Here is a 15,186-nt window from a genome sequence, read left to right as displayed (position 1 = left end):
GCCCTCGCCGACCGGCGGGGGCCCCTTTTTCGTCAGTGTCAGGAGCGCCAGGAACGTCAGGTGGGGTCGAGCCCGTGGCTCCGCAGCCACGGCAGCGGGTCGATCGCCGCCCCGCCGCCGGGGCGTACCTCGAAGTGCAGGTGCGGGCCGGTGGAGTTGCCGGAGTTGCCGGAGTCGGCGATCGGCTGGCCGGCCTTGACGGTCGTGCCGGGGGCGACGAGGTAGCGGGAGAGGTGGCAGTACCAGGTCTCCGTGCCGTCCTTCGCGGTCAGGATCAGCATGTTGCCGTAGGCGCTGTTCCACTTGGTGGCGACGGTTCCGTCGGTCGCGGCCATCACCGTGGTGCCGTAGGCGACGGGGAAGTCGATGCCGGTGTGCACGGACATCCAGTTGACGCCCGCCTGGCCGAAGTAGGCGCTGAGCCCCTTCTGGAGCACCGGCAGCATGAACTTGGGCCGCAGCCGCTCCTTCAGCGCGGCCTCCGCGGCCGCCTTCTTCTTCTCCAGCTCCTGCTGCTGCTTGAGGTCGATCCGCTCCTGGGTGCGGCTCGCCCGGTCGGCGAAGTCGTCGGCGCCGGCCGACAGCGTGGTGAGCTGGGTGTCCAGCTTGCTGTTGGCGACCGACGGCTGGACCGAGTGCGCGTCCGAGGCGGAGGCGGTCGTCCCGGCGGAGCCGTGGTCGTGCAGGGAGCCGACGGAGGCCGCGGCGATCCCGGCGACGCCCACCACACAGACCGAGGGGACGGCGACGGTCAGCAGCGCGGAGCGCTTCGCGGGCGTACGACGCCGGGAACGCGCCCCGGCACGCGAGCCCGCGCGACCCACCGGATCCGGAGCCGGTGGGGCCTCCTGCTGCTCCTCCAACAGGTACGGCACCGCGTCGGGTTCACCGGTCCCGTCCGGGTCCCCGAGCCCCTCGAAGGTCGCGGTCTCCTGCTGGTCGAACGGCACGCTGTCCTGGTCGAACGGCATGCCGTCCTGGTCGAACGGTACGGCGGCCTGGTCCAGCGGCACGCCGTCGTGTCCGAACGGCACGGCGTCCTGCCCGGCGCCCGCCGCCGCGGCCGGTTCGCCGGAGTTCCACTGAGTGGCGTCGTACGCGCCCGTGTCGAAGGTCTGGGTGCCCCAGTCCCACTGCTGGGTGGCGGCGGCGGGGCCGGACGGGTCGGGGTGCAGCCAGGCGCCCGCGTCCCACTGTCCGCTGACCTCGTTGCCGGTGGCCTGCGCGGGGATGGTCCAGGCGGCGGTCTCGTAGGATCCCGTGTCGTAACCGGCCTGGTAGTGGTGCGGGTAGGCACCGTAGGCGGGGGTCTGGCCGGTGTCGGAATACCATTGGCCAGTGGCATATTCACCCGTGGCGTGAGCGCCGCCGGGACTGCCGTAGTAGGGGTCCGGGTCGTAACCCGCGGCGGAACCACTGGTGAAACCGGTGGCGTCGTAGCCGCCGTACGTGGTGAAGTCGCCGTAAGGGGCTTCCGGTGTGCCGTACGACGCCGGGGGCGCCGCGGAGGCGTCGGAAGCCGGGGCCGGGGTGGTCAGGGTCCCCGACGGGTGACGGTCGTTCACCAACTTCTCTTTCGCCTCGACAACAGGGGCTGCCAGAGCAGTGCGGCGACTGTACCCGGCGGTACGCGGGCCCGACAATCTTCCGCCGGGTTTCGGGTAGGCCGGAAACGGGCATTCGGCGCTGTTTCGGGGGCGCCCGACCCGTGCTTGGCTTTCTGTTCGATGTGTGTTCGATGCGAGACGGGTGGGTCGGAGCGCGGGAACGCCGGTCTCACGCCACGGTCAGGCCGTTCGCGGGGCGCTCCCCGGCGTCGGTGAAGTCCAGCGCCTCGCGTATCCCGGCCGCCACCGCGGGGTGCACCGGCAGGGCGAGATGGCCGATGCCGGTCACCCGGATGTTGCGGGCGTCGAGGTCGGGGTGGTCCAGACAGGCCGTCTCCAGCGGGTCCATCAGCGGGTCCAGGTCGCTCCAGAAGCTCACGAACCGCGTACGGCAGCCGGGCGCGGGGCGGCCCAGCTCCTCGATCACCCGCGAACCGGGCCGCATCTGGCGCACGATGGGATGGGCGTCGGCCAGCGGCGCGACCCGGGTGCCGGAGTGCGGGGTGCCGAGCGTGACCAGCGTGCGTACCCGCAGGTCACCGCCCAGACACTGCACGTAGTACCGCGCGATCAGGCCGCCGAGACTGTGTCCCACGATGTCCACCCGGTCGCTGCCGGTGCGCTCGCAGATCTCCTGCACATGCCGGCCGAACAGCTCGGCGGCGGTGCGGATGTCGCAGGTCAGCGGGGAGTAGTTGAGGGATTCCACGCGCTGCCCGCCGTGCTGGGCCAGATTGCGGCGCAGCAGCACGAACACGGAGCGGTTGTCGATGAAGCCGTGCAGCAGCACGACCGGGGGGCCGGGGCGGACGGGCAGCCGGGCGGTGCCGTCGCCCACCGGGGCGGGGGCGCTGCGCTCCTGGAACAGGCCGGTCGGGTACAGCAGCACGTGTCCGGCCAGGATCGCGGCGTCCAGGGCGGTCGCCTTCAGCAGCGTCACCGACACCCCGGTCAGCTTGCCGGGCCACAGGCGACGGCAGTACGGGTAGAAGAGTGGCACTACTGCGGTGACCTTCATGGCCGACCTCCTGTCGGCACACCGGAGGTCGGCTCCTCCCCCGGGTGCCTTCATGTCCCACTCAATGAATTCCCCCTCGCCGCGCACCGTAAAACAGCCGGGCGCGGGATGCTGGAGACAACGTCCGTTCACCTCGCGACGGGTGGCGGAGCGTGCCGAAGGTGCGGTACTTGTCGGGAGGAGATGCGGTACTTGTCGAGAGGCGGAGGCGAGCGCCTGCGCCGTCGTGTCGATGGAGGCAGCGATGGGTGTGGCAGCCGGTCCGATCCGCGTGGTGGTCGCCAAGCCGGGCCTCGACGGCCACGACCGCGGGGCCAAGGTCATCGCGCGCGCCCTGCGGGACGCCGGGATGGAGGTCATCTACACCGGGCTCCACCAGACGCCCGAGCAGATCGTGGACACCGCGCTCCAGGAGGACGCCGACGCGATCGGCCTGTCCATCCTCTCCGGCGCGCACAACACCCTGTTCGCCGCGGTCATCGACCTGCTCCGGGAACGCGAGGCCGCGGACATCCTCGTCTTCGGCGGCGGCATCATCCCGGAGGAGGACATCCCGCCGTTGAAGGAGAAGGGCGTCGCGGAGATCTTCACCCCCGGAGCGACGACCGCGTCGATCGTGGAGTGGGTCAGGGAGAACGTGCGTCAGCCGGCGGCCTCCGGGGGCTGAGCCGAGGGCGCGACACACCGGGCCGTCATGGTGCCGGGCGGGCCGGCCGGTGCGGGCCGGCGGCCTCGGCGGCCGGTCTCAGCTCGTCGGCCATCGAGGCCCGCAGCCGCAGCGTGGTGACGAGCCGCTGGAAGGCCTCCGCCCAGTAGCCCCCGGCACCCGGCGCGGCGTCCTCGCGTTCGTCGGGTACCGCCAGCAGGGACCGCAGCCGGGTGGCCTCGGCCGGATCCAGGCAGCGTTCCGCGAGGCCCATCACGCCGCTGAAACTCCAGGGATAACTCCCGGCGTCCCGCGCGATGTTGAGGGCGTCCACGACGGCCCCGCCCAGCGGGGCGGCCCAGGGCACCGCGCACACGCCGAGCAGTTGGAATGCCTCGGACAGGCCGTGTGCCGCGATGAACCCGGCGACCCACTCGGCCCGTTCCGCAGGCTCCAGCGCGGCCAGCAGCTTGGCGCGCTCCGCCAGCGACACCGCTCCCGGTCCGCCCGCCTCCGGCGCCGACGGGGAACCGAGCAGCGCCCGCGACCACTCCGCGTCCCGCTGCCGCACCGCCGCCCGGCACCAGGCCGCGTGCAGCTCGCCCTGCCAGCCGTCCGCCACCGGCAGCGCCACGATCTCCTGCGCGCCGCGCCCGCCGAGCCGCCGCGGCCAGGTGCCGAGCGGTGCGGCCTCCACCAACTGGCCCAGCCACCAGGACCGTTCGCCCCGGCCGGCGGGCGGTGTGGCCACCACGCCGTCGCGCTCCATGCCGGGGTCGCACTCGTGCGGCGCCTCGACCGCGATCACCGGCGCGTCTTCCGTACGGTCCAGGGCCACACACGCCGTGGCCCGTACGGCCATCCGCGCGGCCAGCGCCGAACCCGGCAGCGCGGACAGCAGCTCCGCCGCCGTCGCCCGGACATTGCGGCTGCGGTCGCCCAGCGCCTTCTCCAGGAACGGCTCGTCCGCGGCGGACAGGCCCGAGCGCAGCGAGTCCAGGAACATCAGCCGGTCCTCCGCCCGCTCCGTCGGCCAGGTCGCGGCCAGCAGCTCGCGGGCGTGCGCGGGGGTACGGGCCCGCAGCGCCCCCAGCAGGGCCACCCGCTCGGCGAACAGCCCCTCCTCCCACAGCCGCCGTATCGCCTCCGCGTCCCCGGGGTCGGGGAGCGCCGCGCCGCCGCCGGGGGCCGAGCGCAGGGCGAACCGCCAGTCCGGGTTGAACCGGGCCAGCCACAGCGCCCGGGGTCCCGCGAAGGTCAGCGCCGCCGGGCGCAGGTCCGTACGGCCCCGGGCCGCGTCCAGCAGGGCGGGCAGGGCCTGCGCGGGGGCCGCGTACCCGTATGCGTTGGCCGCCGCGAGCCATTGCGGGAGCAGTTCCATCAGGTCCGGGGAACTGCCCCGCCGGCCGCCGCCCGTGCCGCCGGAACGGTCGGCCAGCAGCGCCGCCAGCCTGCCGGCCGCGGCCGCGGGCAGCGCCGGACGGGGATCCGCGGGCGCCCGCTCCGGACGCCGCGCGGCCCGTGCGGCCCGCAGCCCGGCCCGCCGCCGTACGGTCGCCTCGGCGGCCGCGTCCAGCAGGGCGAGGGGGGCGGGCCGGCCGGGCGCGAGCCGCGCGGGAGGGCGCCGGTCGGTGCCGAGGAGGGCGGTGGTGACCAGGTCCTCCCAGTCGTTCACGGCGGCTTCGTGAGGCGCTGCGGTGCTCATCGGGTGGGCTTCCCTTCGCGCGGGCGTGGAGGAGCGGGGGCCGGCCGGCGGTTCGTGCGTCAGCACAGCGGCACCGCCTCCCCGCCGCCCTCCGGCCACGCCGTGAGCGGGGTGAAGCCCCGGTGGCCGCACTCGCCGAAGACCGTGACCGGGGCGCCGCCGGACAGGGCCAGCAGGCGCCACAGGCCGGGGCGGGACCGGGCGGAGCGGGTCAGGGGCAGGGCCGAGTCCTCGTCCGCGTCGGCCAGTTGCCACTGCTCGCCGTCCGGGACGGGGACGACCCGGGCCAAGGTCGCCGGGACCGACTCCAGCCAGGGATCCTCGCGCAGGGCGGTGCCGTACCGGGCCACCGCCTCGGCCGTGGTGACGCCCGGGGGGCGGTGGCCGGCCGGGACGGGCGCGGCGAACCGCTCGCCCAGCGCGGCCCGGGGCCGGCCGGCGCCGGGATACACGGACAGCTCGGCGTCCAGGGCGAGGCCCACCGGCAGGGACAGCTCCGGTGCCCGGCCGGCCGCGCCGTAGGACAGCAGCAGCCGGGTGTGGTGCGACTCGGCTCCGTACAGCCATATCCGGCGGGTCGTCAGTTTGGCGTCCGCCGTGTCGTACTGGGCGAGGACCAGCCAGCGGTCGCGCTCGGGCGGGCCGTCCGCCGAGGCGGGCAGGCCGAGCCGGGAGCGGACCGTGGCCGCGAGGGGCTCCGGCAGCCGGTCTCGGCGCAGCCAGCCCTGGTCGAGCAGGTGCACCAGCGCGCACTCCTCCAGGAGCCGGGCCGGCCAGCCCGCCCCGGAAGCCGGTATGGCCCCCAACTCCCGCACCCGCGCGGCCAGTCCGGGCGCCTGGGCGTCGACCATGCGGGCCGCCGTCTCCTCCCACAGTCCGTACCCCGCCTGTTCGGCCGAGGCGAGGCCGCCGCGCAGCAGGTCGGCCAGGCGCTGCTCCAGTTCGGTCGCGCCCGCGGTGACCCGCTCGGCCCGGCGCTCCGCGCGGCGCCGGGCCGCCTCCGGATCGGCGGCCGGAGCGCTCCCGCCGCCTGGTGTCCGCTTGTCCTCCGCGCGTCCGCGTCTGCCCGCGAGCCACTGCTCGGCCCAGTCCGGCGGCTCGGCGCCGACCGGCACCGAGCCGCCGTCGCCCGCCCACAGCAGGAGCAGCCCCAGCGCGTGCTTGCACGGGAACTTACGGCTCGGGCAACTGCACTTGTACGCGGGCCCGGTGAGGTCGACCGCCGTCTGGTACGGCCTGCTGCCGCTGCCCTTGCACAGCCCCCACACCGACCCCTTCCCGCTCCCCGCCCCGGACCACGGACCGGCCGTGCCGAGCCTGCCGCCCGCTTTGCGTGACGCGGCGTCAGGCGCCAGTGCCAGCACCTGGTCCGCGGTCCAGCGCACCCCCTGCTCAGTCATGTCTCCGACGGTAGATCCCGCCACTGACAATCGGCCCTGCACGGGTGTTCGCGCAGGTCAGAGCGATTGTCAGTGGGGTGGTGCACCGTTGGTGGCAGATCCGAACCGGCCGAGCTGGAGGGGGCCTCAGCCATGTCTGCCATCCTTGCGTCCACGCAATCGAAGACCGCCGCGCCGCACCCGGGCGAGGGCGCCGGGGCCCTGCGGCCGCACGCCGAGCACGCGTTCGCGGACGAACTCGCCGCGCTGGCCGCACAGGACGACCGGCCGCGCCCGGCCCGCTGGAAACTGTCGCCGTGGGCGGTGGCCACGTACCTGCTCGGCGGCACCCTGCCGGACGGCACGGTGATCTCGCCGAAGTACGTGGGGCCGCGCCGGATCGTCGAGGTCGCCGTCACCACGCTCGCCACCGACCGCGCGCTGCTCCTGCTCGGCGTGCCCGGCACCGCCAAGACCTGGGTCGCGGAGCATCTGGCCGCCGCCGTCAGCGGCGACTCGACCCTGCTGGTCCAGGGCACCGCCGGCACCCCCGAGGAGGCCATCCGCTACGGCTGGAACTACGCGCGGCTGCTCGCCCACGGACCCAGCCGCGACGCCCTCGTGCCCAGCCCCGTCATGCGCGCCATGGCCGAGGGCATGACCGCCCGGGTCGAGGAGCTGACCCGGATCCCGGCCGACGTGCAGGACACGCTGATCACCATCCTGTCCGAGAAGACCCTGCCGATACCGGAACTGGGCGAGGAGGTCCAGGCGGTCCGCGGCTTCAACCTCATCGCCACCGCCAACGACCGCGACCGGGGCGTCAACGACCTCTCCAGCGCGCTGCGCCGCCGCTTCAACACCGTCGTGCTGCCGCTGCCCGAGAGCGCCGAGGCCGAGGTCGACATCGTCACGCGCCGCGTCGAACAGATCGGCCGCTCCCTCGATCTGCCGGCCGCGCCCGACGGGACCGCGGAGATCCGCCGTGTCGTGACCGTCTTCCGCGAACTGCGCGACGGCCTGACCGGCGACGGCCGTACGAAGCTGAAGTCGCCCAGCGGCACCCTCTCCACGGCCGAGGCGATCTCCGTCGTCACGGGCGGCCTCGCGCTCGCGGCCCACTTCGGCGACGGCGTGCTGCGCCCGGCGGACGTCGCCGCCGGCATCCTCGGCGCCGTCGTCCGCGACCCGGCGGCCGACCGGGTCGTCTGGCAGGAGTACCTGGAGACGGTCGTGCGCGAGCGCGAGGGCTGGACGGACTTCTACCGCGCGTGCAGGGAGGTGAGCGCATGACCGGCACGGCCGGGACCGGGAGCCGCCAACCCGGCCCGCTCCTGCTGGGGGTGCGGCACCACGGGCCCGGCTCCGCCCGCGCGGTGCGGGCCGCCCTGGACGCCGCCCGGCCCGCCACCGTCCTGATCGAGGGGCCGCCCGAGGCCGACGCACTGATCCCGCTGGCCGCCGACCCGGACCTGCGGCCGCCGGTCGCCCTGCTCGCCCATGCCGTGGACGAGCCCGGCCGCTCGGCGTTCTGGCCGTTCGCCGGGTTCAGCCCGGAGTGGGTGGCCGTCCGCTGGGCGCTGGAGCACGGCGTCCCGGCCCGCTTCATCGACCTGCCGGCCACCCACACCCTCGCGTGGGACGCCGGACCCCCGCCCGAGGAGGAGGCGCGGCCCGCCGACGAGGAGGAGCGGGTCCGGTTCGACCCGCTCGCCGTGCTCGCCGGGACCGCCGGGTACGACGATCCCGAGCGCTGGTGGGAGGACGCCGTGGAGCACCGGGGGCCGGGGGAGCGGGATCCCTTCGCCCCGTTCGAGGCGCTGGCCGAGGCCATGGGCGCGCTGCGCGAGCGGTACGGCGCGGGCGGGCGCCCCCGGGACCTGGTGCGCGAGGCGCACATGCGGCTGCGGCTGCGCGCCGCGCGGAAGGAGTTCGGGGACGCGGTGGCCGTGGTGTGCGGGGCCTGGCATGTGCCCGCGCTGCGCGAGAAGACCACCGTCACCGCCGACCGGGCGCTGCTGAAGGGGCTGCCCAAGGTCAAGGCCGACCTGACCTGGGTGCCCTGGACCCACCGCAGACTGGCCCGGTCGAGCGGCTACGGCGCGGGCATCGACTCGCCCGGCTGGTACGGCCATCTCTTCCACGCCCCCGACCGGCCGGTGGAGCGGTGGCTGACCAAGGTGGCGGGGCTGCTGCGGGAGGAGGACCGGATCGTGTCCTCCGCGCACGTCATCGAGGCGGTACGGCTCGCGGAGACCCTCGCGGCGATGCGCGGGCGTCCGCTACCCGGCCTGGGGGAGACCACCGACGCGGTGCGCGCGGTGATGTGCGAAGGATCGGACGTGCCGCTGGCGCTGGTGCACGACCGTCTGGTGGTCGGGGACGCCCTGGGCGAGGTGCCGGAGTCGGCCCCCGCCGTGCCGTTGCAGCGCGACCTGGTGCGGTTGCAGCGCACCCTGCGGATCAAGCCGGAGGCGCTGGAGCGCGAGCTGGAGCTGGATCTGCGGGGGGACACGGACGCGGCCCGCAGCAGACTGCTGCACCGGCTGCGGCTGCTCGGGATCGGCTGGGGCGAGCCGGGCCCCGCGCGGGGGAGCACGGGCACGTTCCGGGAGACCTGGCGGCTGCGCTGGGAGCCGGAGCTGTCGGTGCGGGTCGCGGAGGCGGGGGTATGGGGCACGACCGTGGCCGGGGCGGCACGGGCAAGGGCGGAGGCGGACGCGGCCGCCGCCGGGGCCCTCGCCGACGTCACCGCGCTCGCCGAACGGTGCCTGCTCGCCGGGCTGCCGGACGCCCTGCCGGCGGTCATGCGGGCGCTCGCCGACCGCGCGGCCCTGGACACGGACGTCGGCCACCTCGCCCAGGCCCTGCCCGCCCTGGTCCGCTCCCTGCGCTACGGGGATGTGCGCGGCACCGACACCCGCGCGTTGGCCGGCGTCGCGGCCGGTCTCGCCGAGCGGATCTTCGTCGGCCTGCCCCCGGCCTGCGCCGCGCTCGACACCGACGCGGCGGAGCGGATGCGCGGCCACGTGGACGCGGTGCACACGGCCGTGGGCCTGCTGGGAGAGGCTCTGGTCGGTACGGCGGCCGGCGCGGCCGTCGGCGCCGATGACGGCGCGGCGGCCTCGGCAACCGGCGGCGAGGGGACCGCCGGAAGTCCCGACGGGCTCGGTGAGCTGCGACAACGCTGGCAGGCGGTACTGCGCGCCCTCGCGGCGCGGGACACCGTCGCCGGGGTGATCCGGGGGCGGGCGGTGCGGCTGCTGCTGGACGAGGGGGAGCTGGGGGCCGGGGACGCGGCGCGGGCGATGGGGCTGGCGCTGTCGCCGGGCACGCCGCCCGCGGTCGCGGCCGCCTGGATCGAGGGCTTCGTCGGCGGCGGGGGCGGCCTGCTGCTGGTGCACGACGAGCGGCTGCTCGGCCTGGTCGACACCTGGCTGACCGGGGTGCCGGCGGAGGCGTTCACGGGCGTACTGCCGCTGCTGCGGCGCACCTTCGCGGCGTACGACCCGGGGGTGCGCAGAACCCTCGGCGAACTGGTGCGGCGCGGGCCCGGGGAGCGGACCGGCGCGGCGGCCCGGCGACCCACCGCACCCGGTTTCGCCGCCGAACCGGACACCGAGCGCGCCGACGCCGTGCTCCCGGTGCTGCGGCTGCTGCTCGGCCCGGACGGACACCGGCCGGGGACGACGACCCACGACAAGAGCCTCACGAGGGCGGGCGCATGACGACCCAACCGGCACCGACGAACCTCCACGACCCGTCCCGCGAGCCCGGCGATGCCCGCGAGCCCGGCCCGTCCCCCGATCACGACCCTTCCCGTGAACGCCTGCGGCGCTGGCGGCTGGTGCTCGGCGGGGAGCAGGCCGACGGCACCGGATGCGCGCTGTCCGGGCGGGACGCGGCGATGGACGGGGCGCTGGCCGCGCTCTACGGCAAGGGCGACAAGCCGCAGCCGGGGCGGGAGCGCGCGGCGGGGCTCGGGGCCTCGGCGCCGTCCGTGGCGCGCTGGCTCGGGGACATCCGCGCCTACTTCCCGTCCTCCGTCGTGCAGGTCATGCAGCGCGACGCCATCGACCGGCTCGGGCTCGCCGCCCTGCTGCTGGAGCCGGAGATGCTGGAGGCGGTGGAGGCCGACGTGCACCTGGTCGGCACGCTGCTCTCGCTCAACAAGGCGATGCCGGAGACGACGAAGGAGACGGCGCGGGCGGTCGTGCGCAAGGTGGTGGACGACCTGGAGAAGCGGCTCGCGACCCGCACCCGGGCCACCCTGACCGGCGCCCTGGACCGCAGCGCGCGCGTCAGCCGGCCGCGCCACCACGACATCGACTGGAACCGCACCATCGCGGCCAACCTCAAGCACTACCTGCCGGAGTACCGCACGGTCGTGCCGGAGCGGCTCATCGGCTACGGGCGGGCCGCGCGGTCGGTGAAGAAGGAGGTGATCCTCTGCATCGACCAGTCGGGCTCGATGGCGGCGTCCGTGGTCTACGCGTCCGTGTTCGGCGCGGTCCTCGCCTCCATGCGGTCGATCAGCACCCGGCTGGTCGTCTTCGACACGGCGGTGGTCGACCTCACCGACCAGCTCGACGACCCGGTGGACGTCCTCTTCGGCACCCAGCTCGGCGGCGGTACGGACATCAACCGGGCCCTCGCCTACTGCCAGGCGCACATCACCCGGCCCGCCGAGACCGTGGTGGTGCTGATCAGCGACCTCTACGAGGGCGGCATACGCGAGGGGATGCTCAAGCGGGTGGCGGCCATGAAGGCGTCCGGCGTGCAGTTCGTGACCCTGCTCGCGCTGTCGGACGAGGGCGTGCCGGCCTACGACCGGGAGCACGCGGCCGCGCTCGCCGCGCTCGGCGCCCCGGCCTTCGCCTGCACGCCCGACCTGTTCCCCGAGGTGATGGCCGCGGCACTGGAGAAGCGGCCGCTGCCGATACCGGAGACGGCGTGAGGCCGGGGAAAACCGGGAACCCGCAGGGCGTACAGGGCGTCGGAGGAGGCATCGGGTAGCCGGCACATCCGCTCGTCGCCCGGCCACCTCGCTCCGCGGGGCGGCTGCACCCGGTCGGCCGAACGCCGTCGGTTCGTCCGGGCGGAGTCCCGCGGGTGGGCGGGTGGTCCCCATTGGGGTGGGGATCAACCGTTCCGGCCTCGGTGCCACCGGGGCCTCCGGAGGCCTCACCGGGTCAACCCCAGCCCGGTGAGGCCTCGTACCGACTGGTAGGACCTGGCCCGGATAGGCACGGCGTGCCAGGGATTCCGGCATCATGTGACAGGTATCACCGCTCACGTGTGACGCTCGATTTAGGGAGCCCCCGCAAGCGGCGATAACCTGCGAGACGGACATGCCGCGCGCTCGGACACCGTGTGCGCCCCCCTAGTGACACGCGGACGTCACGTTGCCCTTCGCGGCACGCCCACGCATCCAACGAACCGCGAGATCACTGATAGGGACGGAAGCGCGTGGACCTGTTCGAGTACCAGGCGAGGGACCTCTTCGCCAAGCACGATGTACCGGTGCTGGCCGGTGAAGTCATCGACACGCCTGAGGCGGCGCGCGAGATCACCGAGCGTCTGGGCGGCAAGTCCGTCGTCAAGGCGCAGGTGAAGGTCGGTGGTCGCGGCAAGGCCGGTGGCGTCAAGCTGGCCGCCACCCCGGACGAGGCCGTCGCCCGCGCGACGGACATCCTCGGCATGGACATCAAGGGCCACACGGTCCACAAGGTGATGATCGCCGAGACCGCTCCGGAGATCGTCGAGGAGTACTACGTCTCCTTCCTCCTCGACCGTGCCAACCGCACCTTCCTCTCCATCGCCTCCGTCGAGGGCGGCATGGAGATCGAGGAGGTGGCGGCCACCCGCCCCGAGGCCGTCGCCAAGACGCCGATCGACGCGATCGACGGTGTGACCCCCGAGAAGGCCCGCGAGATCGTCGCGGCCGCCAAGTTCCCGGCCGAGGTCGCCGACAAGGTCGCGAACGTGCTGGTCAAGCTGTGGGACACCTTCATCAAGGAGGACGCCCTCCTGGTCGAGGTGAACCCGCTGGCCAAGGTCGCCTCCGGTGACGTCATCGCCCTCGACGGCAAGGTTTCCCTGGACGACAACGCCGAGTTCCGTCACCCGGACTTCGAGGCGCTGCACGACAAGGCCGCGGCCAACCCGCTGGAGGCCGCCGCCAAGGAGAAGAACCTCAACTACGTCAAGCTCGACGGTGAGGTCGGCATCATCGGCAACGGCGCGGGTCTCGTCATGAGCACCCTGGACGTCGTCGCGTACGCCGGTGAGAACCACGGTGGCGTGAAGCCCGCCAACTTCCTGGACATCGGTGGCGGCGCCTCCGCCCAGGTGATGGCGAACGGCCTGGAGATCATCCTGGGCGACCCGGACGTCAAGTCCGTCTTCGTGAACGTCTTCGGTGGCATCACCGCCTGTGACGAGGTCGCCAACGGCATCGTGCAGGCCCTGAAGCTCCTGGAGGACCGCGGCGAGAAGGTCGAGAAGCCGCTCGTCGTCCGCCTCGACGGCAACAACGCCGAGCTGGGCCGGAAGATCCTCACGGACGCCAACCACCCGCTGGTGCAGCGCGTCGACACCATGGACGGCGCGGCCGCGAAGGCCGCCGAGCTGGCCGCCGCCAAGTAAGCACGAGGACGAGGACACCGACACACCATGGCTATCTGGCTCAACAAGGACAGCAAGGTCATCGTCCAGGGCATGACCGGCGCCACCGGCATGAAGCACACCAAGCTCATGCTCGGTGACGGCACGAACGTCGTGGGCGGCGTGAACCCGCGCAAGGCGGGTCAGACCGTGGACTTCGACGGCACCGAGGTACCCGTCTTCGGCACCGTCAAGGAGGCCATCGAGAAGACCGGCGCCAACGTCTCCGTCATCTTCGTACCGGAGAAGTTCACCAAGGACGCGGTCGTCGAGGCCATCGACGCCGAGATCCCGCTGGCCGTCGTGATCACCGAGGGTATCGCCGTGCACGACTCGGCGTCGTTCTGGGCGTACGCCGGCAAGAAGGGCAACAAGACCCGGATCATCGGCCCGAACTGCCCCGGCATCATCACCCCGGGTCAGTCGAACGTCGGCATCATCCCGGGCGACATCACCAAGCCGGGCCGCATCGGCCTGGTCTCGAAGTCCGGCACGCTGACGTACCAGATGATGTACGAGCTGCGGGACATCGGCTTCTCGACGGCCGTCGGCATCGGTGGCGACCCGATCATCGGCACCACGCACATCGACGCGCTCGCGGCGTTCCAGGAGGACCCCGAGACCGAGCTCATCGTGATGATCGGTGAGATCGGTGGTGACGCCGAGGAGCGTGCCGCCGCGTTCATCAAGGAGAACGTGACGAAGCCGGTCGTCGGTTACGTCGCGGGCTTCACCGCGCCGGAGGGCAAGACCATGGGTCACGCCGGCGCGATCGTCTCCGGCTCCTCCGGCACCGCCCAGGCGAAGAAGGAGGCCCTGGAGGCCGCGGGCGTCAAGGTCGGCAAGACCCCGACCGAGACGGCGAAGCTCGCCCGCGAGATCCTGGGCGCCTGAGCTTCCCGCCAGATCTGGGCCGCCCAACCGGCGCCGAGCTTCTGACCTGTACGCCGGCAGGCCCGTCCCGTTCCCGGGGCGGGCCTGCCGGCGTTTCCGCTGCCCGCGACCGGGCAGGTCAGCGCGGCGTCGGCGCGATCCGCTCCGTGCCGGAGGCCGCGTCGTGGTGGAGCTTCGTCCGCAGGGCGAGTTCGTCGCGGGACAGCGGGCCCATCGGGACCGGGCGGGGGACGCCCTGGACGGCCCGGGCGGGGGCGATGGGCGGTTCGTAGTGGGTGGGGGCCGTACGGAGCGTCAGCGCCGTCGCGCCGATGATCGTCACCGTGAAGGCGATGGCCGCGCGGGTCCAGAAGACGTTCCGGCGTTCGCCGAGCGTGCGGACCGCCGGGGGGCGGGACGCGCGCAGCCGTTCACGGGAGGCGAGTTCGGTCAGCCGGCGGTGCAGCAGTGCCGTGTCGGCCAGCTCGGGGACGTGCGCGGCCACCGTCTCCCGCGCGTGCGTCAGCCGGTTCGCCGCCGCCGGGGTGCTCGCCTCCGTCTCCGCCGCCGTCTCCGGAAGATCGAGGCCGACGCCGTCGTACAGCACGAGCGTGCGCCGGTACGACGGCGGCAGCCGGAGCAGGGCGCCCAGCAGCTTCCGGTCGGCCGGGTCGGCCGGCGGCGGCTCCGGGTGCCGGTGGCACGGGCGGAACCGGTGCCAGGGGGAGAGCGCGCAGTCGTACGCCACCGCCCTGACCCAGCCGGCCGGGTCCCGGTCCCGGGCCACCTCCGGCCAGCGCTGCCAGGCGAGCTGGAAGGCGCGCTCCACCGCCTCGCGGGCCAGCTCGCGGCGCCCGCACAGCAGATAGGCCTGGCGCACGAGCGCCGGGGCGCAGAAGGCGTAGAGCGCGTCGAAGGCCTGAGCGGGCGTCAGGGGCTCGGGTACGCCGGGGGCCGCCGTCGCGGACGGCTCGTCAGGGGCCGCCGGCCCGGCGGACGCGGTGAGGAACTCGGTGTACGCCCGCCCCTCGGCGCCGTCCGGTGCCCGGCGGCCGGACTCCCACGCGCGCACCGTGGCGCGGGCCACGCCGAGGCGTCTGGCGAGCTGAGTCCGGGTCAGGGAGCGGGACTGGCGCAGGCGTCGGCGTTCCCTCGGCGGTGGCAACGGGCTGGCGGAGATCTGCGTGGTCACCGTGCACCCTTTCGTACGATAAGTGACATAAACATATATTGAGCGACACTACGGCGCTTCACCTGTTACGCCGGGAAAGCGCGTGTCGTTGGGACCATGG

At 74.0% G+C, this 15,186-nt stretch carries 11 protein-coding genes; 6 read left to right on the top strand and 5 right to left on the bottom strand.

From position 1 onward, the window contains the following. Positions 1-56: 56 nt before the first annotated feature. Together AB0927_RS12965 and AB0927_RS12960 are read right to left on the bottom strand one after the other, a co-directional pair. Positions 57-1,565, bottom strand: a complete 1,509-nt coding sequence (locus AB0927_RS12965; protein ID WP_366667635.1) for a M23 family metallopeptidase — start codon at positions 1,563-1,565, stop codon at positions 57-59. A gap of 211 nt (positions 1,566-1,776) precedes the next feature. Further along, positions 1,777-2,625 carry an alpha/beta fold hydrolase gene (locus tag AB0927_RS12960; RefSeq protein WP_366667634.1) on the bottom strand — a complete coding sequence of 283 codons (849 nt, stop codon included), beginning with the start codon at positions 2,623-2,625 and terminating at the stop codon, positions 1,777-1,779. 244 nt (positions 2,626-2,869) lie between these two features. On the opposite strand from AB0927_RS12960, the gene AB0927_RS12955 reads away from it, so the two are divergent. After that, positions 2,870-3,292: a cobalamin B12-binding domain-containing protein gene (locus AB0927_RS12955; protein WP_366667633.1), complete on the top strand. Its 423-nt coding sequence runs from the start codon at positions 2,870-2,872 to the stop codon at positions 3,290-3,292. 25 nt (positions 3,293-3,317) lie between these two features. On the opposite strand, the gene AB0927_RS12950 is transcribed toward AB0927_RS12955, so the two are convergent. Together AB0927_RS12950 and AB0927_RS12945 are read right to left on the bottom strand one after the other, a co-directional pair. Then, entirely contained in the window at positions 3,318-4,976 is a 1,659-nt protein-coding gene (locus AB0927_RS12950) for a DUF5691 domain-containing protein (protein WP_366667632.1), read from the bottom strand. A gap of 59 nt (positions 4,977-5,035) precedes the next feature. After that, positions 5,036-6,376, bottom strand: a complete 1,341-nt coding sequence (locus tag AB0927_RS12945; RefSeq protein ID WP_366667631.1) for an SWIM zinc finger family protein — start codon at positions 6,374-6,376, stop codon at positions 5,036-5,038. Between the two features lie 132 nt (positions 6,377-6,508). Between AB0927_RS12945 and AB0927_RS12940 the strand changes: the two genes are divergently transcribed. The 5 genes from AB0927_RS12940 to sucD all read left to right on the top strand — a co-directional run bounded on the left by AB0927_RS12940 (position 6,509) and on the right by sucD (position 13,915). After that, entirely contained in the window at positions 6,509-7,648 is a 1,140-nt protein-coding gene (locus tag AB0927_RS12940) for an AAA family ATPase (RefSeq protein WP_366667630.1), read from the top strand. Further along, positions 7,645-10,083 (top strand): DUF5682 family protein, encoded by a 2,439-nt coding sequence (locus AB0927_RS12935; protein ID WP_366667628.1) that lies wholly within the window; start codon positions 7,645-7,647, stop codon positions 10,081-10,083. The genes AB0927_RS12940 and AB0927_RS12935 overlap by 4 nt, the downstream gene beginning before the upstream one ends. Continuing rightward, positions 10,080-11,312 carry a VWA domain-containing protein gene (locus AB0927_RS12930; RefSeq protein ID WP_366667627.1) on the top strand — a complete coding sequence of 411 codons (1,233 nt, stop codon included), beginning with the start codon at positions 10,080-10,082 and terminating at the stop codon, positions 11,310-11,312. Before AB0927_RS12935 ends, AB0927_RS12930 begins: the two co-directional genes overlap by 4 nt. A gap of 512 nt (positions 11,313-11,824) precedes the next feature. Next, complete coding sequence (gene sucC, locus AB0927_RS12925; protein WP_366667626.1) at positions 11,825-13,003, top strand: ADP-forming succinate--CoA ligase subunit beta; 1,179 nt, start codon at positions 11,825-11,827, stop codon at positions 13,001-13,003. 27 nt (positions 13,004-13,030) lie between these two features. Beyond that, positions 13,031-13,915 (top strand): succinate--CoA ligase subunit alpha, encoded by an 885-nt coding sequence (gene sucD, locus AB0927_RS12920; protein WP_366667625.1) that lies wholly within the window; start codon positions 13,031-13,033, stop codon positions 13,913-13,915. A gap of 118 nt (positions 13,916-14,033) precedes the next feature. On the opposite strand, the gene AB0927_RS12915 is transcribed toward sucD, so the two are convergent. Beyond that, positions 14,034-15,086, bottom strand: coding sequence for a helix-turn-helix domain-containing protein (locus AB0927_RS12915; RefSeq protein ID WP_366667624.1), 1,053 nt, complete (start codon positions 15,084-15,086; stop codon positions 14,034-14,036). Positions 15,087-15,186: the final 100 nt, after the last annotated feature.

The organism is Streptomyces sp. NPDC048106, assembly GCF_040706415.1.
GTDB lineage: Bacteria > Actinomycetota > Actinomycetes > Streptomycetales > Streptomycetaceae > Streptomyces.
This window is presented reverse-complemented; position numbering and strand designations above follow the sequence as displayed.